General features: G+C 60.4%; 22 protein-coding genes and 1 tRNA gene. 12 read left to right on the forward strand and 11 right to left on the reverse strand.

All coding sequences use genetic code 11. The annotated features are described in order from the left end of the window. Positions 1–114 precede the first annotated feature (114 nt). The 3 genes from DN745_RS08130 (at position 115) to DN745_RS08140 (ending at position 3,207) form a co-directional block, all read left to right on the forward strand. Positions 115–567 (forward strand): hypothetical protein, encoded by a 453-nt coding sequence (locus DN745_RS08130; protein WP_111333704.1) that lies wholly within the window; start codon positions 115–117, stop codon positions 565–567. Between the two features lie 27 nt (positions 568–594). After that, positions 595–1,551, forward strand: coding sequence for a hypothetical protein (locus DN745_RS08135; protein ID WP_111333706.1), 957 nt, complete (start codon positions 595–597; stop codon positions 1,549–1,551). Positions 1,552–1,680: 129 nt separating this feature from the next. Next, positions 1,681–3,207 carry a lipopolysaccharide biosynthesis protein gene (locus DN745_RS08140; protein ID WP_111333708.1) on the forward strand — a complete coding sequence of 509 codons (1,527 nt, stop codon included), beginning with the start codon at positions 1,681–1,683 and terminating at the stop codon, positions 3,205–3,207. Here DN745_RS08140 and DN745_RS08145 read toward each other — a convergent pair. Beyond that, positions 3,204–3,923, reverse strand: a complete 720-nt coding sequence (locus DN745_RS08145; protein ID WP_111333710.1) for a TylF/MycF/NovP-related O-methyltransferase — start codon at positions 3,921–3,923, stop codon at positions 3,204–3,206. The genes DN745_RS08140 and DN745_RS08145 overlap by 4 nt on opposite strands. A gap of 124 nt (positions 3,924–4,047) precedes the next feature. On the opposite strand from DN745_RS08145, the gene DN745_RS08150 reads away from it, so the two are divergent. Both DN745_RS08150 and DN745_RS08155 read left to right on the forward strand, forming a co-directional pair. After that, positions 4,048–5,310, forward strand: coding sequence for a polysaccharide pyruvyl transferase family protein (locus tag DN745_RS08150; protein ID WP_111333712.1), 1,263 nt, complete (start codon positions 4,048–4,050; stop codon positions 5,308–5,310). A 156-nt stretch (positions 5,311–5,466) separates the two neighbouring features. Further along, a complete protein-coding gene (locus tag DN745_RS08155) occupies positions 5,467–6,684 on the forward strand; it encodes a glycosyltransferase (RefSeq protein ID WP_162687542.1) in 1,218 nt (405 codons plus the stop codon). On the opposite strand, the gene DN745_RS08160 is transcribed toward DN745_RS08155, so the two are convergent. From DN745_RS08160 to DN745_RS08175, 4 genes are all read right to left on the reverse strand, one after another. Continuing rightward, positions 6,647–7,765, reverse strand: coding sequence for a hypothetical protein (locus tag DN745_RS08160; protein WP_111333716.1), 1,119 nt, complete (start codon positions 7,763–7,765; stop codon positions 6,647–6,649). The two genes, DN745_RS08155 and DN745_RS08160, sit on opposite strands and share 38 nt — an antisense overlap. Positions 7,766–7,894: 129 nt before the next feature. Next, a complete protein-coding gene (locus DN745_RS08165; RefSeq protein WP_111333718.1) occupies positions 7,895–9,343 on the reverse strand; it encodes a M16 family metallopeptidase in 1,449 nt (482 codons plus the stop codon). Continuing rightward, positions 9,336–10,835: a M16 family metallopeptidase gene (locus DN745_RS08170; RefSeq protein WP_111333720.1), complete on the reverse strand. Its 1,500-nt coding sequence runs from the start codon at positions 10,833–10,835 to the stop codon at positions 9,336–9,338. Before DN745_RS08170 ends, DN745_RS08165 begins: the two co-directional genes overlap by 8 nt. A 501-nt stretch (positions 10,836–11,336) precedes the next feature. Then, entirely contained in the window at positions 11,337–12,299 is a 963-nt protein-coding gene (locus tag DN745_RS08175) for a M23 family metallopeptidase (protein ID WP_239497590.1), read from the reverse strand. A 222-nt stretch (positions 12,300–12,521) separates the two neighbouring features. Between DN745_RS08175 and DN745_RS08180 the strand changes: the two genes are divergently transcribed. The 6 genes from DN745_RS08180 to DN745_RS08200 all read left to right on the forward strand — a co-directional run bounded on the left by DN745_RS08180 (position 12,522) and on the right by DN745_RS08200 (position 17,300). After that, positions 12,522–13,676: a hypothetical protein gene (locus DN745_RS08180; protein ID WP_111333724.1), complete on the forward strand. Its 1,155-nt coding sequence runs from the start codon at positions 12,522–12,524 to the stop codon at positions 13,674–13,676. 29 nt (positions 13,677–13,705) lie between these two features. Continuing rightward, positions 13,706–14,647 carry an oxygen-dependent coproporphyrinogen oxidase gene (gene hemF / locus DN745_RS08185; RefSeq protein WP_111333726.1) on the forward strand — a complete coding sequence of 314 codons (942 nt, stop codon included), beginning with the start codon at positions 13,706–13,708 and terminating at the stop codon, positions 14,645–14,647. Between the two features lie 22 nt (positions 14,648–14,669). After that, on the forward strand, positions 14,670–14,861 hold the full coding sequence (locus tag DN745_RS19290) for a hypothetical protein (RefSeq protein WP_133621984.1): 192 nt from the start codon (positions 14,670–14,672) through the stop codon (positions 14,859–14,861). 31 nt (positions 14,862–14,892) lie between these two features. Then, positions 14,893–16,086 (forward strand): GNAT family N-acetyltransferase, encoded by a 1,194-nt coding sequence (locus DN745_RS08190; protein WP_162687544.1) that lies wholly within the window; start codon positions 14,893–14,895, stop codon positions 16,084–16,086. A gap of 148 nt (positions 16,087–16,234) precedes the next feature. Next, a tRNA-Met gene (locus DN745_RS08195) sits at positions 16,235–16,308 on the forward strand. A 224-nt stretch (positions 16,309–16,532) separates the two neighbouring features. Further along, positions 16,533–17,300, forward strand: a complete 768-nt coding sequence (locus DN745_RS08200) for a J domain-containing protein (protein WP_111333730.1) — start codon at positions 16,533–16,535, stop codon at positions 17,298–17,300. Positions 17,301–17,617: 317 nt separating this feature from the next. Here the strand turns inward: DN745_RS08200 and DN745_RS08205 are convergent, their stop codons facing one another. Continuing rightward, on the reverse strand, positions 17,618–18,715 hold the full coding sequence (locus DN745_RS08205; RefSeq protein ID WP_133621985.1) for a LysM peptidoglycan-binding domain-containing protein: 1,098 nt from the start codon (positions 18,713–18,715) through the stop codon (positions 17,618–17,620). A 58-nt stretch (positions 18,716–18,773) separates the two neighbouring features. Further along, on the reverse strand, positions 18,774–19,991 hold the full coding sequence (gene ybgF, locus DN745_RS08210; protein WP_133621986.1) for a tol-pal system protein YbgF: 1,218 nt from the start codon (positions 19,989–19,991) through the stop codon (positions 18,774–18,776). 379 nt (positions 19,992–20,370) lie between these two features. Here ybgF and DN745_RS08215 point away from each other — a divergent pair, with 379 nt between their 5' ends. Beyond that, positions 20,371–22,338, forward strand: a complete 1,968-nt coding sequence (locus DN745_RS08215) for an Ig-like domain-containing protein (RefSeq protein WP_111333736.1) — start codon at positions 20,371–20,373, stop codon at positions 22,336–22,338. A gap of 93 nt (positions 22,339–22,431) precedes the next feature. Here the strand turns inward: DN745_RS08215 and DN745_RS08220 are convergent, their stop codons facing one another. The 4 genes from DN745_RS08220 to DN745_RS08235 all read right to left on the reverse strand — a co-directional run bounded on the left by DN745_RS08220 (position 22,432) and on the right by DN745_RS08235 (position 25,538). Continuing rightward, entirely contained in the window at positions 22,432–22,635 is a 204-nt protein-coding gene (locus DN745_RS08220) for an RNA polymerase sigma factor region1.1 domain-containing protein (RefSeq protein ID WP_111333738.1), read from the reverse strand. A 112-nt stretch (positions 22,636–22,747) separates the two neighbouring features. Beyond that, positions 22,748–24,106, reverse strand: a complete 1,359-nt coding sequence (locus DN745_RS08225; protein WP_111333740.1) for a bifunctional folylpolyglutamate synthase/dihydrofolate synthase — start codon at positions 24,104–24,106, stop codon at positions 22,748–22,750. 2 nt (positions 24,107–24,108) lie between these two features. After that, a complete protein-coding gene (locus DN745_RS08230) occupies positions 24,109–24,771 on the reverse strand; it encodes a Crp/Fnr family transcriptional regulator (RefSeq protein WP_162687545.1) in 663 nt (220 codons plus the stop codon). 32 nt (positions 24,772–24,803) lie between these two features. Then, positions 24,804–25,538: a TIGR04282 family arsenosugar biosynthesis glycosyltransferase gene (locus tag DN745_RS08235; protein WP_111333744.1), complete on the reverse strand. Its 735-nt coding sequence runs from the start codon at positions 25,536–25,538 to the stop codon at positions 24,804–24,806. Positions 25,539–25,581 lie beyond the last annotated feature (43 nt).

Genomic DNA, 25,581 nt, shown 5'->3' on the forward strand with positions numbered 1-25,581 from the left:
ACATGTGATATGCTTCTATTCTACGTGGCCTGCGCTCGCAACACAACCAACACAACGCAAGCGACGGTATTCTAAGGCGAATTGAAAATAACTCGCCGAGAGTGAGTCTAAGATATGCAATATTCGACACGATTCGGCCTCACGGCGCTGATTCTGTTGCTCGGCCTCCTCATCCTGCCCGGGTGCGGGGACTCGGATAACTGCACGCTTATCGGGTGCGAGAGTGGGGTGGTGCTGGAGTTTGAGGACGCCAACGGCGAGCCAATCAACGCATTTAAGGGCACCATTACGGCCGACGGTGAGGTCTACTCGGTCGAGTGCGGCGAGGGTGCGCAGTTGCCAACCACCGACTATCTCTGCCGGCAAAACGACCTATTCGTGCGCATCAATAGCGTCAGCGAAATCGCTTTGAATATCCGCGCCACTGACAACGGTGAACTTGCCTATATCGGCGGCCTCGCCGTCGAGTTCGCGCCGCAATATCCCAACGGCGAGGAATGCGGCGCCGCCTGCGAGCGGGCTGAGAAGACCGTGGTGATGGAGCCCACCCAGGCGAGCGCCGAATAATCTTTTCCCGAACCAGGTGGAGCAATAATGACGATTTATTCGCTTGCACATATCCATTTTTCGATTGAGGGCAGCGGCGCGCTGGTCGACTCGCTGCGCGCGCATTTCTTCGGCGTCGAGGCCGCGGCCACGGTTCGCGCGGCGCATATTCGCTTTCGATTTGTCGACGATCTGCCCCCCATGGGCACCTATCTCTGGTCTGCGCCCGTAAAGGTAGGGGAGAGCGTCTATGAGACAACGCAAGGCGGTCTGACCTTTCAGGTGAGAGCCGAAAAGCCGGGTTGGGATGTCGCCATTCAAGTTGGCGCCAGCGAGGTGGAGTTCGGCGCGCGAGCCGGTCACGGCGCGGCGGCGGCTGGCGCGCGATCACGCGACGAGGTCCTCGCCGCGAATTTCCTCTACGACATCTTCGACCCGCTGACGCAATTTATTCACCTGGAAAATAACGCGTCGTATTTGCGCGCGAGCACCTTTGAGAGGGACGGGCGCGCGGTCGCATTGGTCGGGTTCGCCGACAACGCGGCGTCGAACTCGTTGCTCGAAGCCCTGGGCAAAGACGGTTGGCGATTCCTGAGCGACGAGCTCGGACTCATCAACCGAAACGCCATCTTGCACCCGAGCGTAAGCCGCAGGAGCGCCGGCGCCGGCGCGCAGCTCGGCGTCCCCACCAAACTCACAGACCTATTCTTCGTCGAACGCGCGAACACCGCTAAATTCGAGCAGCATTCGATAAGCATCCCGAACGTCGCGCGCCAGACCGCCGTGCTGCTCCAGCGCGAACTCAACGCCTGCGTCGAAGACGCCACCGCGCTGCATTGCGCGAGCTTTTATCCCATCCTGCCGCGCCCCGACGATTTCTATCAAACCTGCTTCAATATCGCGCGCCAGGGGTTTGCCGCCCAGGGGCCCATCGCGATTCGGATGCCGCTTGAGGCGGGGGCCGATGATCTGGCGAAATTCCTAGGCAAAAAGCTCGGCGCCTGACCCGACGGCGGCGCGCTGCATTCTAGAATCGGCGCGTATCTTTTGCGCCCGAGGTTTGCTACATAGCGATGACTTATCAGCGCCCCTCGGGGCGCTCCGGGTTCCCCCCTCCATTCGCTTGCGCCCGCGATGTCCCACGAAAAGCAACAAAAACATCTCGACACCGCGCACCTGCAAAAGGGGCTGGAGAGGCGGACCGTGCAGGGCGGCGTGCTGACCGCCGTCGCCCAGGTCGCGATCTCTCTGCTCAATATCAGCGCGACGCTTGTGCTCGCCCGACTCCTGCTGCCCGAGGACTTCGGCCTCTTCGGCATGGTCATCGTCATCACCGGATTCCTTGATATGTTCAAGGACTTAGGTCTGTCGATGGCCACGGTGCAGCGCGAGGATATTACCCACGCACAGGTGAGCAAGCTCTTCTGGATTAACGCCGGAATCAGCACCGGTCTCACGGCCATCACCGTGGCTCTGGCGCCATTGGTCGTCTGGTTCTACGACGACTCACGGCTGCTGCCGATTACCCTGGCGCTGGCCAGTGGATTTCTATTAAGCGGGCTGGGGATTCAGCATAAGGCGCTGCTCAAGCGCCAGATGCGCTTTATGGCGCTGGCGATTGTCGATTTTATCGCGGTGGCTATGAGCGTTGGCCTGGCGATCTGGGCGGCCTGGCAGGGGTTAAGCTATTGGGCGCTGCTGGTGCAGCAGCTCGTGATGGCCGTGGTCGGCACCATCGGCGCATGGGTCGCGTGCCGCTGGCGCCCGTCCTTGCCGCGGCGGGACACGCCGATCGGCGAGTTGCTCAAATTTGGCGGAAACCTCACCGGGTTTAGCCTGATCAACCATTTCTCGCGTAACCTGGACGATATCCTGATCGGCAAGGTCTGGGGCGCCACGTCGCTGGGCCTCTATCAAAAAGCCTACGATATCCTGATGCTACCGCTTCGCCAGATCAACCAACCCGTCGCCTCGGTCGCCATTCCGATGCTGAGCCGACTGGTCGGGCAACCGGAGCGCTATCGACGCAGTTACCTGCGCATCCTCGATAAGCTGCTGATGATCACGATGCCCCTGGGCGCGCTGATGATCGCAACGGCCGACTGGATTGTCCTGCTGGTGCTCGGTGAGAATTGGCTGCCGGCGGCGGATATTTTTCGGGCGCTGGGCATCGGCATGTTCACCCAGCCCATCGGCAACACCACCGGCTGGCTATTTATCTCGCAGAATCGCACCGGGCATATGATGCGCTGGGGGATCGTCGGGTCGGTCCTGTCCATGATCGCGTTCGTCGCCGGTTTGCCCTGGGGGGCATACGGCGTGGCGCTGGTCTATTCGATCAGCGGGCTGCTTATACGCACGCCCATTGTTATCTGGTGGGTTTGCAAGGAAGGGCCGGTAAAGGCGCTCGATATCTACCGCTCGGCGACGCCTTTTGCGCTCAGCGCCATCACCAGCGGCGCCGCGCTCTGGTATCTGCGCACCCAATGGGAATTCGAGGTGATCGGCGTCGGCCTGCTCGTGGCGACGCTCATCACCGTGGCGGTGTCGGTGGCGACGCTGGCCGCGCTTCCGTCGGGGCGCCTTGCGCTGCGTGACCTCAAGAATGTTGTGACCATGCTGCGCAAAAAGAAGTCAGCCGGCGATGACCCAGCAGCTTAATTCACCATCGCTTTCGTGATGACTATCGCACCGCTGGACTGGTCAAAAGTGTATCCGCCGTCCCGCCTATCTGCGAAATATTCGTCGGTGGCCCGACGGCAGCCCGACCAATCTTGATAGTCGTCCAAGACGATGCTTCCGCCGGGCGAAAGCATCGGCTCGATGCGCCTCAAACATGTCATCACCGGCTCGTACCAATCCACGTCGATATGGGCCAGGCAGACCGGACCGGGGACCTCCAGCGTGTCTTGCACGAGCCCCTTGATGAGCTGAACATTGTTGGCACCCGGCGGATAACCGAGGGACTCAAATGAACTCTGGACCTGTTGGTACAGGTCCTCGACATAGCCATAATAGGTGTCGCCGCCGATGCCCCGGGATTGCCCGGACTCGATGGTCTCATAGCGTTTATGCACGTCCTCGCCGTCTTTTTGAGAGGGCGGTGGGATCATACCGAACACGTCATAGACCCGCAGCTTTCGCTCAATCTGCTTGGCCTCGGTCAACACGATCGAGGAGCCCCCGAGGGCGCAACCGGCCTCGATAATGACCCCGGGGATATTCTTCTCCTCGTGCACACGGCATAGGGTCGCGAGGCTGGTCAATTTTGCCTCGGACAGATAGGTAAGGTTGCGTTTTCGCGCCGACTTGATGGTGCGACGCACCGAACGAGACAGCGACCTTTGTTGAACGACAGACTTTAATTTCTGGATCATGAATAAAGTCGCGAGAAAGCAGTTGGTATGAGAGTTCGGATTTGGAAGCAAAAAAATATCACAGCCGAAGGGTCAAAGAAAGATTATTCTGCGACCGGTTTAGCCTCAGGGATGGAGTAACTCGATGACGATCGTAATTAGCAATACCGTGGCCCTCAATGGTGGCGACGCCGCCATCTTAAAAGCGCTGGTCGGGCTGCTGCGCAAAGAGTTCGGACAAGACACGCGTATCGTGGTTTTTGACTCACACCCCGAGGTTGCGTCCCGCTATTATCCGGACCTTGAATTCCGCAAAATGCTCTATGACCGGGCAGCCTGGGCGCCAAATATCCTCAACAAGCCCCTGGGGGCGGTCAACGCCGGGCGCGTGCGCGCGGCCGCCAAATTGATGGCCAGGGGTTTGGACGCGCTGGCCCGGCCGATGCTGACCGTGGAAGAGTTTCGAGACCTCGACCTCTACCGAAACGCCGAACTCATCGTGAGCACCGGCGGGACGTATCTGGTCGAGCATTATCACCTGCATCGGCGCCTCTTCGACTTCGATATCTGTCTCGGGTTCAACGCGCCGCTGATGTTCTTCACCCAGTCGCTCGGACCATTCGCCAAGAAGAAGAACCGCGAGGCTTTCCAAAAAATCTTCAATCACGCCCGACTGGTCCTGTTGCGTGATGCGCGCTCGCGGGGGCACCTGGTCGATATCGGCGTCAAGCCGTCGCACCTGCACGTGGTCCCCGACGGCGCGTTCGCGCTGGCCGACGAGGACCGACTGCGCGCAGCCATGGCGAGGACCTTCCCGAAGCAAAGCGCGCGCGTGGTGGTCTCGGTGCGCTACTGGCATCATTTCACCGGCGATAATGACGAAGGCATGCGCAAATATAAGGAGAGCGTCGGCCAGGCGGTTAGCCACCTGGTTCGCGACTACGGCGCGACGGTGTCCTTCGTGTCGACCTGCCAGGGTATTGAGGAGTATTGGACCGATGACGCGGCCGTGGCCGCCGATATCATGGCCCAATTACCCGCGGATGTGCGCGACGCCGTCTCGCTCGACGAGAAATTCCACTCGCCCGAGGAGTTGGTCGACCTGCTGGCGGAGCAAGATCTGATCATCGCAACCCGCATGCATATGGCGATTCTGTCGCTGATCGCGGGAACCCCGGTGTTGCCGATTGCCTACGAGTTCAAAACCCAGGAGCTCTTCGAGAATCTCGGCAACGGCGAATGGGTCGCCGACATCAACGCCATGAACCCCGGGGCCTTCTCGGCCAAACTCGACGCCTTCGTCGCCGCGCTGCCTGAAACCCGAGAGGCGCTGTTTGAGTCGGTGATTCGCGAGGCGGACGCCGCCCGAAGCGCCGGCCCGCTGATCGGTGAGGCCTCCTCGAATTGAGGCGTCACCCCCAAGATAATGCGCCCCCGCGCCGGTCGCCCGACCGGCGCGGGATAACTCCAAATCAATAGATTAAACCTTCCCGTCGTCCGCTCAGGCCGACGCTGATACACTGGTGCCCCCATGCGAATTGCGTTTGTCTTAGGCAGATTCCCCATGATCTCTGAGACCTTTATTCTCAGCCAGATCACCGGCCTCATCGACCGCGGCCACGACGTGGAGATCTTTGCGTCGCCGCCCAAAGTCCCCGGTAAAACGCATCAGGATGTCGACGGCTATGACCTCTTGAGCAGGACGCATTATTGGCCGACGCTCGCGTCGACGCCCGAGGCCGGGTGGGTGGAAGCGGCCAGCGGCGCCGGCCAACAGCTCGGCCAATTCGCCCGCAAGGGGCTTGAGAATGCGGCCTGGGCCGCCACCGTCACCAGGCGCCTGGCCCGCGCGGGCGTCGACATCGCCCAATCGCCCGAGCTGTGGGCGCGCGCTGTCTCATTGGGCGGCCCGCGTAGATTCGACGCCGTCATCAGCCATTTTGGCCACGTCGCGCGTGAGACGCAGATGTTGCGAGACCTGGGCGCGCTCGAGGGCCCGCTGGTCACTGTCTTCCACGCCTGGGATGTCACCGTTTATCTGCGCGATAAGGGCACCGACATCTACCAGGACCTCTTCGAGCGCGGCGAGTTGCTCCTGCCGATCAGCGAGCATTGGCAGAACCGGCTTATCGAGCTTGGCAGCCCCGCCGAGCGCACCAAAGTCCACCATATGGGCATCGACTGCGCGAAATTCGAGTTCTCCCCGCGCACACCCGACGCGGACGGCATCGTCCGGCTGATCTCGGTGGCCCGCTTCGTCGAAAAGAAGGGCCTTTATTACGCCATTCGCGCGCTCGCCCGCGTCGTCGAACAGCACCCCAATATTGAATATCATCTGGTCGGAGACGGACCGCTTCGCCCCCAGATTGAGGCGTTGGTCGAAGAGCTTGGGCTGAGCGAAAACGTGCGTTTTTTGGGCTGGCGCACCCACGCCGAGGTCGCCGAATTGCTCGACCAGACCCATATTTTATGGCTCCCCAGCGTCACCGCGCTTAGCGGTGACACCGAGGGAATCCCGATGGTCTTGATGGAAGCGATGGCCCGCGGGTTGCCGGTCTTGAGCACCTATCACAGCGGGATTCCGGAGCTCGTGGAGGATGGGGTGAGCGGGGCGCTCGTGCCCGAGCGAGACATCTCGGGGATGGCCGAAAAACTCACCGAGATGCTCGAGAATCCGCAATCATGGCCAGAAATGGGCCGGGCAGGGCGCGCCCGGGTTGAGGCGGAGTTCAATATCGACCGGCTCAATGATCGTCTGGAGACACTGCTGAAGACTCTTTGAGCCGCCCCGATAAGGTGACGTCGGAGGCATCAGCCGCCCGGCGTTTCACCTTATTCTGATGTGCAGCGCGCACCAACTTCGCCGGGATAAAGGTCTCACAGCCCCGCAACACCACATTCGCGGCCGGGGCAATCGCGCGCGCCAGCGGCGGAACCCGCACCGACTTTAGCGGCGCGCGCGCGCCCGCCTCATCCTGCTCAAGCCAGACTTCGATAAAGCGCCAAAAACGCGCCGGCGCGTCGCGCAAGACCTCAAGCGCCGCGGCGTCGTCCAGATTCCACCAGGACTCACCAGCCACACCTGCGTTCGGGTTCGAAATCACGCTCGCCCCGAGGAAACGCGCCTCCACCAACACGCGACCCGCAGGCTCCAAACCCGCCGGCAAATACACGAAACGTCGGGTGCGCGAGAAGGTATCCAACACCCCTTCCGGCGTCATATCGCGGATGACGAAGGGCTCGACGCCGCGCGCCTCGCAATACTCAATCGCCTCCTTAACGCCTTTGATCTTATGGCGCGAATAGATGACCGCCGTGTCGATGTCGCGCGTCTGCTCCGCCTGGGCGCGAACCGCGTCAACGCGCTCAAAAAACGCCTGATTCATCAACGAGCTTCCCAAAACCTGATGCGGACCCAGCTCAAAGAAGGGGTTCTTCTGGTAGACGGCCAATTGACGGTGGGTCAAAAAAATCGTGCCCAGCGCCGTCTTATAGAGGGCCGAAAACCCGGGGTGCGGGCAGATGCACCGCTGGGTCTGGCGGTGAATCTTCTCCCAGGCGATGGGAAAATTGCCGTTCCACTGGCAAACCCTCAAGTCATGCTCGAACATTACGTGACGTCCACGCGCCGCCAGGGCGCGAATTAATCGGCTGGGAGCACGCTCGAAATTGCCGATCACATGGACATCGAAATCATCCAGGCGTGCCGGGTCGAAGTCGGCGGCCTTCGCAATCTCGACCGGCCAGGGGCACGCCTCAATCGCGGCGTCATCGGTCAACTCCGCGCCGCCAGGATGGCTAGCGCCCGCGGTTCGGGGGGCATTCGAAAATTGGTCGGCGAGGAAAAGAACGCGAGGATTCATAGGAGGTTTCGCTAAAAATAGTGGGGTTAAACAATAAACAAACCGCTTCGGGACGATACGTCGATCCCGAAGCGGCTTGGTACTCGATGGGTGCACGCCGACTCAAGGCGCATTCCCTAAACAATTACTTCAGGGACCATCCTCGGGCGCCGCACCTTCGACTTCAGGCGCCTGCGGGGCCGACGCGTTCAAAAACAGCGCCTTATCAATGGCCTCTTCGCTGCCGACGATGCCGAAGCGATAGTCCTTCATATACTTCTCCGCCACGCGCTGCACGTCCTCGGGGGTCACCGCGTTGAGGCGGTCGATCGAGGTGGCAAAGCGGGTCCAATCGCCGGCGACGATATGCGACTCAGCCAGCAACGTGGCCTGGCTACCGTTGGTCTCAAGGCTCATATAGTGGCGCGTGATGAACACATTGCGCGACTCGTCGAGATCCTTGGGGCTAAACTCGCCGTCTTTGAGTTTTTGAATCTCGCCGAAGATGACCGGCATGGTCATGCTCGGGTCGACCGCGGTGACATAGAGCACGCCGTAGTTGACCCGCCTGGACGACAGCCCCGCCGAAACCGCGTACGTCAGGTTTCGCTTGGTGCGCACTTCCTCAAAGAGGCGGTCGCTCAGGTATTTGGTGGCGACCAGCATCGCCTCATAGTCCGCGTCGCCGGGGGCCGGGGCAGGGTAGAGGCCGAAGATATAATTGGTCGGGATGGTCTTCTCGGAGACCTCAACCTCGCCGGTGCTCTGCTTAAAGGGGTGCAATTCCTGCTCAAGAAGCTCAACCGACGGTTTAACTTCGGAGAGCGGCCGAATCTTCTCGATTAGCTCAGCGGTCGGCACGTTGCCCACGACCACCACGGTCATCTCGGCCGGGTCCAGCAGGGATTTCTGATAATTTACCAACTCGTCGCGGGTAAAACGCTCGACATTCTCGACGGTCCCGAGCTGGAAGGTCGCGTAGGGATGGTCGCTGAACAGCAGCTCCGAGGCGATATAGCCCACCAGGCGGTCCGGGTTTTCCTTGAGCGATTTGATGTCGGCCAGGTGGCGCTGACGCTGCAGATTAAGCTCGGCCTCGGGGAGTTGCGGCTCCAGGATCGACTCAAGCATCAGCTCCCAGGTCGGAGCGAAATGCTCGACGGTCGACTGCATCGCGTAGCCCGAATAGTCCCGGTCGCTAAAGGTGCTGATGCTGCTGCCCATCGAGTCGACCGCCGCGTTGAACTCGTCTTTGGGGTGCGACTCGCTGCCGCCGCTCACCGCGGTGTTCAGCGCGAGGCGCTCGATGCCGGCGGTGGTCTCGGTGAGGTGGGCCGCGCCGCCGCTAAAATAGACGCGCGCCGCGACCACCGCGTTGGCCGGGGTCGCCTTATGAATCAGCGTCAGCTCGCCCACCTTATAGGCGGTCGTATTGTCGACCTGGCCGAGCTTCTCGACACCTTCAAGCTGCCCGGCGCTCGCCTCGGAGTCAGGCTTGGCCGGCGCGCTGCTGCACGCCGAACCCGCCAATAGAGCCGCCGAGATTCCGAGGATGCCCACCGCGGGCATCATGGCGTTGAATCGATTCATTTTATTCATTGGATCCCTCGTCGGCGTTCATCTCTTCGGTGATTTCTTTTTGGATTTTCTCAACCTTTTCGGCCAGCGCTGCGTCGCTAAGCCCGAGCTCCTTCTTTTGCTCGGGCGAGAGCAGCACGCCCATCACATAGGGTTTGTCGATGATATATCTGCTCACATAAGCCGCGATATCCTCGCGGGTTACGGCGTTCAGGTTCTCGACATAGTTGAGGTAATAATCCAGCCCGGCGGTCGCCCACCAGAAACTCACCGTGTGGGCGAAGCTGCTGATCTTCTCGCGCCCGTAGGTGTCCTGGACGGCCAGAATCGTCTTGGCGTTCTGAAGCTGCGCGTCGCTAAAATACTCGGGGTTGGCCAATTTATTGACCTCAAGGATCATCGCGCGAAGCGCCTCATCGATATTCTCGGCCGGGACCTGCGCGGCCAGGTTAATCGGGCCGGTATGCGCCTGGGTATAATAGCTGATGCCGGCGCCCAGGGTCAGGCCGGTCTCGACCAGTCGCTTCTGGAAGCCGCTGGTCGGCTGGCTCAGGATAAAGCTGAGGACGTCGGCGGCGTAGGTGCCCACCGGGTCCTCGGTCACGCTGGGTCCGTGCCAGCTAAATTGCAGGTAGGGCACTTTGATATCGCGCTCGACCACCAGGTAGCTATTGCCCTGAAGCGGCGCCTGCGCGGGGACCGGCCATTTGGCGAACGGGTCCTCGCCGCGCTCCCAGCCGCTAAAGACCGACTCGGCCATGTCAAACGCCTTGTCGGCGCCGATATCGCCGGCGATAAGCAGGACCGAGTTATTCGGCACATAATAGCGGTCCTTCATCGTCTGCATCTGCTGGACGGTCGCGTTGGTGACCGATTCACGGTCGCCCAGCGAGTCCTTGCGGCTGTGCAGATCGCCCCAGAGCGCGGCGTTCACGGCCTGGCCAAACCAATAATACGGGCTCGACTCGTTGCGATCGACCTCGCCGATGACCACCTGCTTCTCGCGCTCGAACTCATCGGGGTCGAACTTCGTGGTCGTGATGGCGTTGTACATAAACTCCATGCCCGGCTTGAGATTGGCGGCCGGAAGCGTGAAGAAATAATTCACCCGCTCGGTGCTCGTCGTGCCGTTAAACACGATGCCCAGCTCGCGCAGCCGGTCCATATAGGCCTTCTGGTTGGGGATCACCGCGTTGGCCTTAAAGAACATATGCTCGTAGAGATGGCTTAGGCCGTTGAGCTCGGGCGTCTCGGTAAACGCGCCGTTCTTGACCGCGATCTCGATGGTGATAATCGGCAGAGAAGGGTCCGAGATGACGATGACATCCAGTCCGTTCTCCAACGTGCGGGTCTGAATCAGGTCCGCCGTGTCTTGGGCCGACGCCGTCGAGGCCCCGACCAGGGTGGCGCAGGCCGCCAGGAGGACGGTCATCGCCCAGACCACCGCCTTTTGTGAGGCGCGCCGGCGCCCAAAATGAAGCGCCTTCGTGGCGCGCGATTGCATCGTTCTCATAAAAGTCTCCGCATCGATAAGTTGGGACACTGCTTTGGGAGGAAAGTTAACCAAACACTTAAACAACGAACCAAAAATTGTCGTCCATAATCGTGGTGCGCCGTATCTTCGAATGCATAGCACAGCGCCGCACGGCGGCCAAATCACGGTCGGGGAACATCGTCGAATGGCGCATCATTCCCTGCCTTAGCCGGGCAAATCGCCTCGTCGACACGCCCCCATACAGCCCTGTAGCAACGCCCAGCAGGGGTCACCCCACCGAATCGCCCCGCCAGAACCCCTCGCGCTCAACCCGACCCTCGCCACAAGCGCTCCCGAACCCTTCGCCGCGGGGTCGAACGCCGCGACAGGGGTTCCAGAACACTTGAAACGCTCATCAGATGCTCTCGTAAGTGTTCTAGAACCCTCCGCGCGCCATCGACCCCTCAAGAAAGGGTTCCAGAACACCCGCGCGTCACCTTAACCCTGAAAGGTCGTTCAGTCAGCAGGGGATACGCAGCGTCAGCGCGCCGCCTCCAGAATATTGACCCGATAGGACCAGGCCCACCCGGGCGCCAGGCAATCCTCGTCGGCGCCGGTGAGCATGAACCAGTAGCCCCCGGGCTCAAAGCGGTGTTTGGGCCATTTGATGCGCGCCGAAAATCGCCCGTTCGCGTCGACCGGGACGCACTCGTCGGTCCAATCATCGCCGTCGATGGCCTTGCGGTGCACCGCCACGTTGGGGTGGTCACCGTGGTAGACGCCCTGCAGATGAAAGCCGTCATCGTCCTTATCCGCTGGGCGATCTTCAATCACCAGCGGCAGCGGCTTCTCCAGCGTAATGCCCTGGTGAGCAAACGCGGCGCGCGAAAGCTGAGAGTAGGGCGTCGGGGCGCATTGGGTCTGTAGTTCGTTGGCCGAGACGTACTCGGTTTCGGGAACGGCCAGGCCGATATCCTGCTTCTCGGCGGCCTCATAAAACCGGGTCGGCAGGGTCTGGCGCGTAGTATTGGTCAGGGCGTAATGCAGGTGTTCACCGGTCGCAAACCCGGTGCTCCCGCACAGCCCGATCACCTCGCCGGCGCACACATTCTCGCCAAGCTCCACCAGCGCCCCGAATTGAGCCAGATGATAATATTCAGAATAGGTGCCGTCCCCGTGGTCCAGGACGACATAATTCGCGTCCTCGACACAGCTCATATCGGCGCAGCCGCGATTAGAATCGTCGCGCGTCGCCCACACCCGACCGGCCTTCGACGCCACCACCGGGGTGCCCAACTCACAGCGAAAATCCAGGGAATGCGCGAGGTCTTCTTTATGGCTGAGATAGCCGTGATACCCCTGCATAATGCGGGTTTTGAAACCCTCTCTGAATGGGATATGGTGCAGGGGCGCTTGCTGGGCGCGGCACGTTCCGCGCGCGTCAAGCTTGGCGCCGGCCAGACAAACCGGGGAGGCCCCGAGGGTCGCGCAGCCCGCAACCACCAGGCTCAACGCGCATATCAAAACGCTCGCCAAAACTGCGGCGATTCGCCTGATTGGGCTGCGATAATAGGTGGAATCTCTGCGCATGATCCGACGTTGTCTGAGACGCGTGGCCAACCCGAGCGCTCCGGGTTAAATAGAGATATATTGAGAATACGGAGTCCCGCGCTCTCGGCGATGCTGCCTGGCCGATGTTGCTGTTTCCCCCGAACTGAGTCAACTGTGGATCCTCTTCTAATCATCATCCTCACGCTACTCGCCATCAGCAGCGGCGGGGTGACCAGCGCGGTCATCGCCACCAATCGCCGCCGCCAGCAGGGCGATCTGCGCGGCGCGTTGCTCGAGAAGAGGGCGCACACCACCAAGGCGCTGTCGGTCTTCGACGTCTTCTGGGACCTCGGCGTGAGCGATTTTGCCCTCGAAATCATGGCCCACCAGGGGCTCCTCTTCGATGACCCCGGCCAATTTAAGGCCGCACATTTTCAGCTCGAAGATTTGATTGAAGCCCACGGAAGCTACGGGGATTTCTTGGAGGATAACCTCGAGTCGATTCAGGAATTCTACCGGGAACACCGCGAGACCGGGCACCGGCGAAAGATCGCAACCTTCGGCAGCCACGGCCAAAAACTATTGCCGATTAACCCGGCGAAGCTCCCCTCATCGACCGTCCAGCCCCCAGAGCAGCAGACTGCTTTGGTGCCCGTCGACACCGTCGGGCGAGACGCCACCCTTGTGAGCAATGAGCGCACGTTATTTTTGGACACCGTGGAGCCCAACCTGCCGACGCTTCGCGACTCCAGCGCCCAGGTCGACATCGACGTCGACGCCGCCACGCGCCATAACCCGCAGGAAATGCTCAAGAATATCTTCGACGGGCGCTTCCGCGACACCGTCCAGAAGTGGTGGTCCTTTCGCCACCTGCGGGCCACCAAATCCCGGCTGGACGATGAGTTGGAAAAATTCTACGACTTCTACGCCTTAGACGCCTCCAAGCGCCCCGGCTTCTTCGATATGCTCTACGATATTCCGAAGCGCTGGGACCTGGAGGCCGAGCGCATCGCGCGGCTTCGGCAAAAGACCGCCTGGGAAGATATGCGGTTTCCCGAGGCGTCTCAGATACTTATGGCCCAGGCCGAAGGCGTCGCGCGCGAATTAATGCTGCACTCGCGCGCCAACGTCGACCAGACCATCGAGCGCATCCACGCCGCCGCGCGCCGCGGCGACCGCGCCATGGCCGGCTACCTCTTATATATGAATCGGCACGCGTTCTTCGCCGGCCGAGCCCCCGAATACGGCGACTATGTCCAACGCATCGAGCGCCAGATCTATGATGTGCAACAAGAGTTGCGAAAACTAAGCCGCGCCGGCGAACTCTGAGCCGCCCCGCGCAACCCGGAAGGATAAAAATGGCTGAAGAAAATTTCGATATTCGCCAGAAAATGACCGACCTCGTCTTCGGGGTCCAGCAGGATATCGTCGACGCGATCTCGGCGGTCGACGGCAGCGCGTTTGCCGACGACCAGTGGGAGCGCGACGGCGGCGGCGGTGGGCGAACCCGGGTGCTTCAGCAGGGCAATGTCTTCGAGAAAGCCGGCGTGGGCGTCTCGGTGGTCGAGGGCGAGTTAAGCCCCGAAGCAGCGGCGCAAATGGGGGGCGGCGCGCATATTGAGGACCTGTCGTTCTGGGCCACTGGCGTCAGCCTGGTCATTCACCCGCACAACCCGATGGCCCCCACGGTTCACGCAAATTATCGCTATTTCGAGCGCGGAAAATGCGCCCCGGGCAAAACTCGCCAGCCCGGCACCTGGTGGTTTGGCGGCGGCGCCGACCTCACGCCGGCCTATCTCTTCGAAGAAGACGCCCGGCATTTTCACCAGGTCCACAAAGACGCCTGCGACGCCTACGACCCGACGTTTTATCCGCGCTATAAAAAATGGTGCGACGAGTATTTTTATATTCCGCACCGAAAAGAAGGGCGCGGCGTGGGCGGCATTTTCTTCGATAACCTGCACGGACCCGGCAGCATCGAGGAGCTCTTCGGCTTCGTGTCGGGCTGCGCGAACGCCTTTTTGCCCGCCTATCTGCCGATCGTGGAGCGCCGAAAAGACCTGGCGTATACCGAGGCCCAAAAGCGCTGGCAGCAGATGCGCCGCGGCCGCTATGTCGAGTTCAACCTGGTCGAAGACCGCGGCACCAAATTCGGCCTGCGCACCGGCGGGCGCACCGAGAGCATCCTGATGAGCCTGCCGCTGACGGCGCGCTGGGAATACGACCCCAAGATGGAAGAGGGCGGCGACGAAGCCGCGCTGGTCGAAGTGCTTAAATCACCGCGCAATTGGCTGGGATAAACCGATGCGAAGATTGCGAATATTGACGAACTCTCTCTTTGTGAGCGCCACGGCGGCGCTGCTGCTGGCGGGCTGCCCCGAGATCAGCGAGTCCACGGGCGGGCCGGTCGACACCTGCGTCGAGGCCGGCGTGCAATGCCGCTATGCGCCAGGGAAGATCGGCGTGTGCTTTGCCAATACTGAGAACGAAATCGTATGCCGCTCCCAACATTAGATCACTCAATGGGCACCCCGGGGAAATAAAAATGAGCGATGACTTCAGCATTCGAAAATTGAAGGTCGAGGACCTGGACGCGCTATATCGCATCCGCGAGATCGCATTTTTGGACAATATCAGCCGCACCAGCCCCGAGGCCCAGGCCCAACACGAGGCGATGCTCCCGTATCGCTACGGGCGCTTTCGCGGCGATGAGCTGCTGAGTTCGGCCTGCTGGTACCCGTTTGGCGCCTATATCGGCGGCGAGCCGCAGACCATCGGGGCGCTCGCCAGCGTGGTGTCCGCCGTGACCGCCCGCAACCAGGGCAACGTGCGCGCGCTGCTCTATCACGGCCTCGAGATGCTCCAGGCCGACGGCGTCGGCTGGTCCCTCGAATACCCCTTCGACACCCGCTACTACCACAAATACGGCTGGGAGACCGTGTCGAACGGGCTCTTCTTCGAGGTGCCCATCGCGCGCTTTGCCCGCTTCAACCGCCCCGACGAAGTCGAGCGCTTCGATGCCCTGGACGCCGCCGAGATGGCAAGGCTTAAGCGCATCCATAAAAGCTGGGCGTCGCGCTATAATTTCACGCTCACCCGCGATGAGCGCGTGCGCCAGGACTGGCAATACACCCTCAAGGGGACGCCCTGGGAGCCGGCCGCTGGCTCGCCATTTATCTTCGCCACCGAATCCGCTTATCTTGTTGTTATCTTTGAGGATTCTGGCCCATCCACCAAATTATCGGTGACCGATTACGCCTTCGAGAGCCCCCAGGGGCGCGAGGATATCTTCGGATTTATCAACAATTTCGCCGGCCAGGTCGACTCAGTACGCCTGCAACTGCCCGCCGACGACCCGCTGATCATGGAGTGGTCGAATTTTGCCGTCGCCCATCCACATCCGCTGCACGCGCGCATCGTCGACGCCGCCGCGGCGCTAAGCGGCTGGGAGAGCAGGGCGCCGGTCGACCTTCGGGTCGGCATCTCGGATAATTTTTGCCCCTGGAACGACGCCGTATTTCAGGTCGAAACCCGGGGCGGCAAAACCCACGCGACCCGCGTCGACGCCCCCGCCCAGGTCGAGCTCGACGTCCGCGCGCTCGCCCAACTCCTGAGCGGCTCGCTCACTGTATCGGCCGCCCAGCGCTTCGGCTTGATCCGCGGAGAGCCCGGCGCGATCGAAACGATCGCCGCGATCAACCCAAACCCGGCGTTTTTGGGGATTGCCGATTATTTCTGAGCCGATTTTGCGATTTCTGGCCAATTTTCGCAGATTTTGGAAAGGAATTGGCCAAATAAATAAATACTACTTGACGACCCGACTGGCCTCGTCTATCTAGTCGTTCCGCACGCAACGCCCCCCAAGAAAAGGGCACGCGGCACAATTCGGCTACGTAGCTCAGATGGTTAGAGCGAGCGGCTCATATCCGCTAGGTCGGGGGTTCAAATCCCTCCGTAGCTACTACAACGCAAAACCCCGGGTGTCCCTGAGACATCCGGGGTTTTTGCATTGATCAAGAGATCGCGCTGATACAAAATATCTCATGGGGGCGCCTTAAACTCCTTGCGGCCAAGTATGTCGCATACTATCGTGACATCGATTGAATACGCCGAAATTCGCGCCGCGGACGCCTTTTCTCCGGGAACGCGACCGGGTTTATGACCGCTTTTAGAATCTGAGGAATCATGGCTGGAAATATCGACGAAGCTCGCCGGAAGATTGACGCGATGTATGCCCGCATCCAGAACGAGGATTATTATAAGTTGCTCGGACTAAACCCGGACACAGCGGACAAGGCATCGGTGGTGCAGCAATTTCGGGTCAAGGCCCGCGAATGGCACGCCGACCGCTGGGGCGGCGTCGACCTGGACGCCGACTCCAGGCGCAAGATTCAAGAGATCTTCGCCGCGCTCAACGCCGCACACCAGACGCTCTCAGACCCCGAGAAACGCTCCGATTACGACTTCAACCAGCAGGCGGGCGACCAGAATATCGTCAATATCATCGACGCCGAGGGCGCGTTTCGCCGCGGTAAGACGATGCTGCAAACCGGCAGCTATAACGGCGCCCACGAGCAATTTCGCCGCGCGGTCGAGCTGCATCCCGAAGAAGAAGAATATTTGGCGCATTTTCTCTATACCGAATATCTGCAGATCCCAAAGACGGACGCCGGCGTCCCGCAGCAGACTCAACGCGCGAATGAGATTCATGACACCCTGAACTCGATTTCGACCAAACACCCCGAGAACGATTCCATCCTGACGTTTTTGGGGGTGGTTTGCCTGGGCCTCGGCCAGCAGACCAAGGCCAACAATCTGTTCACCGCGGCGCTCCAACATAACCCGCGCAACGTCGAGGCCCAGCGCCAACAGCGTTTGATCTCGATGCGCAAGGAGCGCGGTAATAACAAAGGCTTCTTCGCAAAGCTGATGGAAAAGTTTCGCGCGAAATAGACGCCGTCTCGCTCGATTTGTTCGACCCGAAGGTCGCCTCGATATCTAAAACCCGCCAGAAGCGGGCGGATTCGGGGCGATTTTCGTTTATATGATTTCAGACCCTTCGCGTCCGATAATGTATATTATGTAAACTCATAGCCACGAAACTCGAAATAGCCCTATTTCTGGGCTGATTCACCTAGATTCGACTTCCTCAACGCCTTTCTTCTTTCAAACGCTGTAATCAATAAAATTGCTTGCCTTGATGCGATCAAAAAAAGCCCCGGCCGACTGGCCGAGGCTTCTTCGTTCATAGAACCTATCGAGCGCGCTCGTTAGTGTCCGTTATACATCTCAAGTCGGTCGCCCACCGCGATTTCGCGACTCGAGTCGATGATAAGCGCGGTCGAATAATTCTCGCGCACATCGATGACCATCATCTGGCCAACGCGTGACCACGGAATCTTCTCGTCGACCGCGTCATCAACCTCGTCCAGGTGCAGCCCTTCAAAGCGCTGATAGGCGAAGAAACGATTCCCGCTGCGCACGCCGTCCGCGGCGCCCTTATTGATAAATACGTAATTTTGCTCACCGAAGATGCTCCCCGGACGCATGGTGTCGACGACCTTGGCGACCCCGTCGGTCGACGCGGTGGTCTGCTTGACGACCTTGAGCTGGCGCTCATACGGAATCAGCATATCGCCGCGGTAGATCTCCTGCCAGGACTGCACGATGTCGATCTCGTCATAGTGCTCCTCGGAGACCTTGGTGACCTGAGCCACGCCGAGCACCAGGTATTTATACCCAATGGCCTCGCCGTCATCATTCTTGATCGTCTCGCCCTGACGCACGATGGAGAAACGGTCGCCAACCTGGACGGACTCACCCGCCTGAATCCGGCGGCGCTCCTCCTCGCTGAGCTTCTCTTTCTCTTCTTCGCTATAGGATTCCTCGCCAAAACCAACCCAGGCGGTGTCGAACTCGGAGAGCATCGCCGCACCCTTGCGGGACGCGCGAATGCGGCCCACATAGGGGGCCTCTTCGTTCAAAATATAACCCCCCACCGGCATATAAAGCCCGCCGGACGGAGCCGCGGCGAGTGCCTGGCCGGCCGACTGAGTCGCCCCCGGTTGCTCGCCGGTCGCGGCGCGCAAATAGACGATATCGCCCGGGTAAATCCAATGCGGGTTGGTGATATGTGCGTTATAACTCCACATGCGCGGCCACTCATAGGTGTCCCCATAAAAGGTGCCGGACAGGTCCCAGAGTGTGTCCCCATCATTGACCACATGATAGTCGCTTCCGCCCGCTTTTTGGCCAGACAAATAGGTCTGCGCCTCGGCCGATGTACCGACCGCCATAAGGCTCAGCGCGGCTGCCGCAGCGGCCGCGACCCGGGTCAAACGAGATGGATTGCGATCTGAGTTCCACATATACAAAATCCTGGATGAAGCCGATTTGGGAGGTTTAAAGCGTCAAAAACACTGCGTTTTAGTTTTGAAGCGGCCGTTCAGGCAACTCCGCAAGTTTCTGCGCGCCGAGACGCCCGGCATTGGTCGTCGGATAGCGGTCGGTCAATTTTTCAAGCAATTCGCGGGTTTGCGCGAGGTTATTCATACGCTCATAAGCCAACGACATCTTCAAGATAGCGTCGGGCACTTTATTGCCATCGGGCTGCTCGCTCAATACCCGCTGAAAGGAAGCCGTGGCCTGCTGATAATCGCCGAGCCCATAGTGGCACTCGCCAATCCAATACAACCCATTATCGATATAATTGGGGTTCGGATCGGAGGCGAGGAATTCCTCGAAGCCAGCCAGCGCCTGGGCGTAGTTTCCGCCGCGATAGTCGGCCAGCGCCGCCTTATAGATAGCCAGCGAGTTCTTGCCAGACTTCTTCGCCGAGCTGGCCGAAGACTTGGCGGTCTTCGCCGGCGCGCTGGACGAGGATTTGTCGCTCACGCCCAACTTCTCGTCGGTCACCGGCGCTTGAGCGCGGCCCTTGCGCGGCGCGGCGTTTGACGCGCTGCCTGATGCAGGCGCCGCACGCCGGCCATCGTCGCCGACAAAATCACGGAATTGCTCATCGGTGATTACAACCTCGACGCCTTCGTCCTTGCTCGCTGCGGGCGCAACCGCCACGGGTTGCTGCGGCTGGTGTTGGGCTGGCGCCGGGTTATTCGAGGGCAGTTCAATACGCCGAATATTTCGGTTGGCGCGCTGAGCTTCGCGCGCCTCATAGCCGTCATCGACCTGCGTATTGTAGGGGTTCGACGAGCCCGAGTAAGACTCCGGCGTCGGCCCGGGCGCCCTCGCCCGGTCGTACTCATTGGGACGCGGGTTATTCTGGGTCAGATACGTGCCGCGCTGCATATAACCGTGGCGGCGCAAAGCAATGCGGTTCGACTCGGTCATGTCTTGCAGCAAGAAAAGCTGGTCTTCTAATTCTTCGATGCGCACGCTCAGCCGCCCGTTGGTGCGCTCCATCTCCTCAAAGCGCTGCAGCATCTCTTGCTGCTGGACGCTGACAGCGTCTTTGGCCTGATTCGTGGGTTGATGCGCACACCCCACACCGACGGATAGACCAAGGAGCGCCGGCACCATCCAGGCGACCAGGCTTGAGCGGGCGCCGCTGCCTCGGGCATTGCTTTGAAACCGAGACTCCCCGGATGCCACTGCTGCGGTCGGATTGATTTGGGGTCGTAATTTCAAGCGTTTCTCCTCGCTGCCCTGCGAAACCGGCGTGTAAATAACTGCTGCGTATCGGCACCCCTTAATAAAGAGGCGTTTATCTAAGCGTTTTAGGCCAATTTGGTGCAATGTCTTCGATTCTCAGCGTGATGCTAACATGGTCGAAGGGAGTGTCAAGAAACTGATATTCTTTTCGAAATATCAATCAAAATCGGACAATATTTCGATTCTTCGCCACTCGACAAAATCCTTTTGAAACCGTATGTCTTTTCGCCTATTATGCCCTGTATTTAGCTGCACACAGGAATTATTCCGAGTTTATCCGATTTACCGCCTTTTAATAGAGCTGACGTGAGTTGGCGCGTTCAAGCAGGACGCTTGAATTTGAGGAGAATTAGTTATGATGAGCGCAAAGAGAATCGCGGCGTTGCTGGCCATGGGCCTGTTTATCGCCAATGGCTTTGGTTGCACTGATGAGCCCGGTGAGACCCACCAATCCGGCGAGGTTGACCCCCGCCCCGACGATCCGACCGAAGCTCCCGAAAATGCGAAGCTTATGCATGTCGCCCCCGAGTGCTCGCCGGCCCAAGACACCTGCACGGTCAGCGTCATCATGGGCACCGAAACCGAGCTCAAAGCGCAACTCCTCGACGCCGACGGCCAACCCGTCAAAGACGCGCTGGTTACCTTCGAATCCAACTTCGGGACCACCGAGCTGAGCATCAGCACCAGCAGCGCCTATACCGACTCCCAGGGTATCGCCCGCGTCACGCTTCGCGGCGGCGAGTCGGCCGGCACCGGTCAACTGTCGGCCAAAACCGACAACGCTGAGATCGCTCCGATCAATTGGATGATTGGCGTCTCGAGCAAAGACCGCGCGAATTACGTGGTCGACTTCACCCACACCGGCACCGCCCAGATCAAGCCCATCGACGTGCGCCTCTTCCCGAGCACCGTCACCTGCGAGTCGCTGCTGAGCAACCCGAACCAGACCGCGGTGCTCGAGAGCCAGGGACGCGTGGACAGCACCGGCGCCATGCCGACCGTGATGTTCCCCGACCGCCCCAACGGCCAGGCCTACACCGTCGGCGCCTGGGCGCGCTCGCTCAACTATAACGGCGACGTCGAAGTCGCCTACGGCTGCACCGACAATAACCCGGCGGTGGAGAACGGCGTGTCCGTCAACGTCGTCGTCGACCTGGTCGACCATCTGCCCAATATCGTGGGCACCTATAACGTCGTCCACGACTTCGACCTGGTTGGCGCGCTTCCGCCCACCGTCGAGACCGTCGTCAGCATGATCGGCCGACTCGCCAACGACCCGGGCAGCTTCATCGTGGGTTGCGGCGCCAACCCGGTTGACCCCCAGGCTTGCCCGCCCGATAGCCCCGGCCTGATCAACCTGCTGGTCGACTTCCTCCCCGACGGCGACTTCAAAGACGCCATCGTTGGATTCATGGACTCCAGCATCGGCAACGGCGTGCTGCGCGACGCCATCAACTCCATCGCCGAGAATTGGCTCGAGAATAGCGCCCCGTCGTGGGTCGGAAATACCGTTACGATCACCTCCGACATCTACGAGACCCTGCGCCACTTCACCGTCGAAGGCACCATGCGCTTCAACAGCGCGCCGGTGGTTTCGGTCGACGCGAACGGCAACCTGATCGGCGTGCTGCCGAGCGAGTCCGGCGCACAGACCTGGAACGACTTCGTCTTCAACTGGAGCCGTGGTTGTGACACCGCGCCGGACCCTGCAGCCTGTGCGACGCGCCGCGTCGGTTCGACGCAACTCCTCATCGACCCGGTCACCGGCGTCTTTGATGGCACCCTGCTCGGCTCGGACAAACTCCAGATTAACCAGCACACCCTTACGCTTAACTACGGCGCGCTGCTGGTCGGCGTCCTGGAGAAAATCGTGTTGCCCTCCATCTTCGGAGACGATTGCGGCCCCAACAATAACCTCGCCTGTGACTCGCTTGAATTGGCCCTGGGTCAGTTGATCAAATGCGAAGACCTCGCCGAGTCCGCCACCGGTGACACCAGCGGCGCGCTCTATAACGTCGTCGAAAACCTCTGCACCAACCTGCTTGGCGAGGCCAGCGACAAATTGCGCGACTACGCGTCAACCAACCTCGTCGCCACCGGCACCGATCACTTCCTGATCGCCACGCCCTCCGAGCAGCACTGCACCCTGATTCAGCCCGAGACCTATCAGGGCAACTGGGAAGGCCAGCCGCTTCCGCTCGTTCAGTACCTCGGCCAGGACACCCCGGCTGACCTGAACTGCAAATGGGACGTCCAGATTCGCTTCAGCGACAGCACCTCCGCCGAAGTTGAAGGCACCTTCTGGGGCGAGCGCAACAACTGATTGACGCGCTAGCTTCATAAAAAGACCCGCGGCTCCGATATCGGAGCCGCGGGTCTTTTTATGTGTGGTGAGCGCTTTCAAACGCTCAATTTGTCATTCCCGAATCTCGATACCCATATTCTTGCAGGTAAAGAGCAGCACCTCCAGCTCCGTCCCGCTGAGGTGCTCCGGGGGGAGCGCCTTGCGGATTTCGGGCCAGGTCAGGCGCCCCTTTTCGCGACCGTATTTGATCAGTTCGCGTTTGCGCCCATGGAAGTCGGTCGATTTGGGTTTGTCGAATTCTTTGTCTTTCGTCATTTCGGACTCCTTAGCCAATAGCTGTTGTCGGCCATAAGGTAGGCACGAGATAGCCCACGGCAACCCGCCCGCCCCAATTTCCCACCCTATTCATACGCTTTATTCCCGCAACTTAGCCAATATCACTGCGCAACGAGTCCGGCTCGACGCCCAGCGCGCTAAAACACTCGCCCAATAGGTAGATCGACCCAAAGACCAGAATCACGCCGCCCTGCCCGGCCTGATTGGCCCGCGCGTCGGCGCGGTCGACCTGCGCCCGCGCAGCGGCGAGCATCGCCGGCGCCGGGCCAAACTCTCGGACACACTTGCCCCGAAGGGCCGCGCCGAGTTGCTCGGCACAGGCCGCGCGCTCGAAGTCGAGCAACGCCCCAAAAATGGGCACGTCCGCGGGTATATGCGCGAAGGTTCCGGCCACATCCTTATTGCGCATCGAGGTGCATACGACCGCCGCAATTTTGATGTCTTGGCGCGCGATATGCTCAAAGAGCATCGCTGCGGCGTCGGGGTTATGCGCCGCGTCGAAGAGATACTCATAGGCCTTCGACTCGCCGGGAGCCATCAGGCGTCGGCGGTCCCGGCGCCCCGGCCAGCGGCAATTATTAAGCCCCTCAAGCGCGAGGTCTGGCGCGAAGCTATCGCCCAGAAATTGCGCGGCCGCGGCGGTCGCGCACGCCGCGTTCCACAGCCCGGTCGCGGCAATATCCACCCGCCATCGCAGCACACGCGCGTCATCTGCTGGGCCGAGTTCAATGCAGCCGCTCGCGTCCACGCGGAAGTCCGGGCCAAAGAAGCGCGCGCGCTCCGGCGCCAATCTGACCAGCGCCTCATAGGCTGCCCGGTGCGCCTGCCGACCGATAATCGCGGGCTTATCGGGGCGAAAAATCCCCGCCTTTTCGCCGGCGACCGCGTCGAGTGTGCCCCCTAAAAAATCGGTATGATCGAGTGCGATGGAGGTCACCACGCTCAGGTCGGGCTCAAGGGCGTTGGTCGCGTCGAGCCGACCGCCCAGGCCGACTTCGTAGACCCCGACATCGACCCCGCGCTCCCGAAATACCAGCGCGCCCATCAGCGCCGCGGATTCAAAAAATGTAAGCTGTGGCCCAGGCGTATCGCGGTCCCCGTAGCGCTCCAAAACCCGGTTGCCCACCGCCATCAGCTCTTCGCGTGACACCAGGCCACCGTTGACCCGAAAACGCTCGCGAAAGTCGATGATGTGGGGGCTACTAAAAAAGCCCACGGTTAAGCCGTGGGCTTTTAAAATTGCGCTGATAAACGCGGAGGTCTCGCCCTTGCCATTGCTGCCGGCGACCAGAATACGCGCGTGGCTTCGCTGTGGCTGTCCCTCTAATTCGAGCGCCTCAAGGATGGGCGCCAGGCCGAGCTTAATGACGAATTCACGCTGCCGATACAGGCGCGCGACGAAGGAATCCCAACTCGTCTTATCCCAGCGCATCAATGCCGAGTCATCCACGATTAGGAGTCGTATTCAAAGCGGTCATGAAGCTCGAGAAAGCGCAGGAAGCGGTCGAACGCTTCGACGTCGATGATCTGGAAATAGCCGCGCGCGTCCACCACGATCAGCTCGTCTTTGACCAGCGCCGTGAGGATCTTCTTCAGTTCGCCAATCTCGAGGCCGAGCGAGGCCGCGATATCGTCGGGGATCGGCACCGTCGCCTGCAGCCCGCCGTCGGTCGACCGGTTGAGCGCTTCGTTGCGAAGCTGATGCATCAGGCGCGCCTTGGTGGTGCGCAACGAGAAGTTCGCCAGGCGAAATTGCGCCCGCGTCAATCGCTGGGTCATACGCTTCATCATGCGCACCGCGATATCCGAATTGCTGCGCAGCATATTCTCGAATTGACCCGCGTCGATCTGGATAACCGCCGCGTCGCTGACGACCGTGGCGGTCACCGGGCGAGGCTGGTCGCTGACCATCGCGACCTCTCCGCAAAATCCGCCCGCCCCGAGTTCTTCCAGGACAATGGAGGAGTCCTGAATCTTTTTGCTCAGCCGAACCCGACCCGACTTAATGACATACATCTTGGTGCCGACCTCGCCCTCGCGAAAAAGGACGGTGCCTGCGGGGCATTGCTTCACGCCCTTATCGCTGGATTTACTTGCTTTTGCGGATGTCGCCAAAATAACTCCTGAGGCCTAAATATGCGAATTCTTTACGAAAAGACGCCTGCTGCGTCGAGTTTCTCTAAATACCGCGCTGTTGCTAAGACGCTCTCGGACTCGCACTCCTGAAGGACGCTAAGAAGGTGCGTTTTTAAAAAAATCAGGTCACCAAACGTGTCGACATCGTACCAGAATTCAAGCGTGGCACACAAGAGCGAAGACGCCCTGCACGCCGCGACCGTTTGGGCCAGGACCTGGTCGGTGCTCCAATCGATTCCCTTGAAAATCTGCGGACTCGCCCGGCGCATCGCCACCAGATAATAGCCGCCGTCAAAAGATGCGCCGAGGGCGATATCGTGGGCGTCCAAGGCCTCGAGCGCGTTGCGAAGATGCCGCGGCGACAGCGTCGGGCTGTCGGCCCCGATAATCACCACCCGCCGGGCGCCTGCGTCAAAACAACGCTGACTCACCGCCGCCATGCGCGCCCCGAGGTCGCCCTCCCCCTGGTCCCAAAACCGAAAACCCCGGCGCCGAAACTCCGCATACCCCGCATGCTGCGCGTCGCGATTATACGCGACGATGGGCGTCACAGCCGCGTCGGACCGGGCGACGAAGTCACTGACCATTGCGCTGATATCGGCCAAAAAGCACCGGTAAAGTCCGGTGGCCATGGCGTCGCCGATGTCGCGGGCCAGGCGTGTCTTCACCTTTCCCTCGTCCGGCGGCTTCGCAAAGACCACGACCGCGACGTCTTCAATTCGGCTATTTACGGGACCCTGAGACATATATCCTCTGCAAGAACATCAAAACCAAGACGAAGCCCTCGAC

The sequence above is a fragment of the Bradymonas sediminis genome (genome assembly GCF_003258315.1).
GTDB lineage: Bacteria > Myxococcota_A > Bradymonadia > Bradymonadales > Bradymonadaceae > Bradymonas > Bradymonas sediminis.

Bases quoted from the DNA above. Each gene is read 5' to 3' on its own strand.
- DN745_RS08130 (WP_111333704.1), top strand. From the start codon at position 115: ATGCAATATTCGACACGATTCGGCCTCACGGCGCTGATTCTGTTGCTC.
- DN745_RS08135 (WP_111333706.1), top strand. From the start codon at position 595: ATGACGATTTATTCGCTTGCACATATCCATTTTTCGATTGAGGGCAGC.
- DN745_RS08140 (WP_111333708.1), top strand. From the start codon at position 1,681: ATGTCCCACGAAAAGCAACAAAAACATCTCGACACCGCGCACCTGCAA.
- DN745_RS08145 (WP_111333710.1), bottom strand. From the start codon at position 3,923: ATGATCCAGAAATTAAAGTCTGTCGTTCAACAAAGGTCGCTGTCTCGT.
- DN745_RS08150 (WP_111333712.1), top strand. From the start codon at position 4,048: ATGACGATCGTAATTAGCAATACCGTGGCCCTCAATGGTGGCGACGCC.
- DN745_RS08155 (WP_162687542.1), top strand. From the start codon at position 5,467: ATGATCTCTGAGACCTTTATTCTCAGCCAGATCACCGGCCTCATCGAC.
- DN745_RS08160 (WP_111333716.1), bottom strand. From the start codon at position 7,765: ATGAATCCTCGCGTTCTTTTCCTCGCCGACCAATTTTCGAATGCCCCC.
- DN745_RS08165 (WP_111333718.1), bottom strand. From the start codon at position 9,343: ATGAATAAAATGAATCGATTCAACGCCATGATGCCCGCGGTGGGCATC.
- DN745_RS08170 (WP_111333720.1), bottom strand. From the start codon at position 10,835: ATGAGAACGATGCAATCGCGCGCCACGAAGGCGCTTCATTTTGGGCGC.
- hemF (WP_111333726.1), top strand. From the start codon at position 13,706: ATGGCTGAAGAAAATTTCGATATTCGCCAGAAAATGACCGACCTCGTC.
- DN745_RS08190 (WP_162687544.1), top strand. From the start codon at position 14,893: ATGAGCGATGACTTCAGCATTCGAAAATTGAAGGTCGAGGACCTGGAC.
- DN745_RS08200 (WP_111333730.1), top strand. From the start codon at position 16,533: ATGGCTGGAAATATCGACGAAGCTCGCCGGAAGATTGACGCGATGTAT.
- DN745_RS08205 (WP_133621985.1), bottom strand. From the start codon at position 18,715: ATGTGGAACTCAGATCGCAATCCATCTCGTTTGACCCGGGTCGCGGCC.
- DN745_RS08215 (WP_111333736.1), top strand. From the start codon at position 20,371: ATGATGAGCGCAAAGAGAATCGCGGCGTTGCTGGCCATGGGCCTGTTT.
- DN745_RS08220 (WP_111333738.1), bottom strand. From the start codon at position 22,635: ATGACGAAAGACAAAGAATTCGACAAACCCAAATCGACCGACTTCCAT.
- DN745_RS08235 (WP_111333744.1), bottom strand. From the start codon at position 25,538: ATGTCTCAGGGTCCCGTAAATAGCCGAATTGAAGACGTCGCGGTCGTG.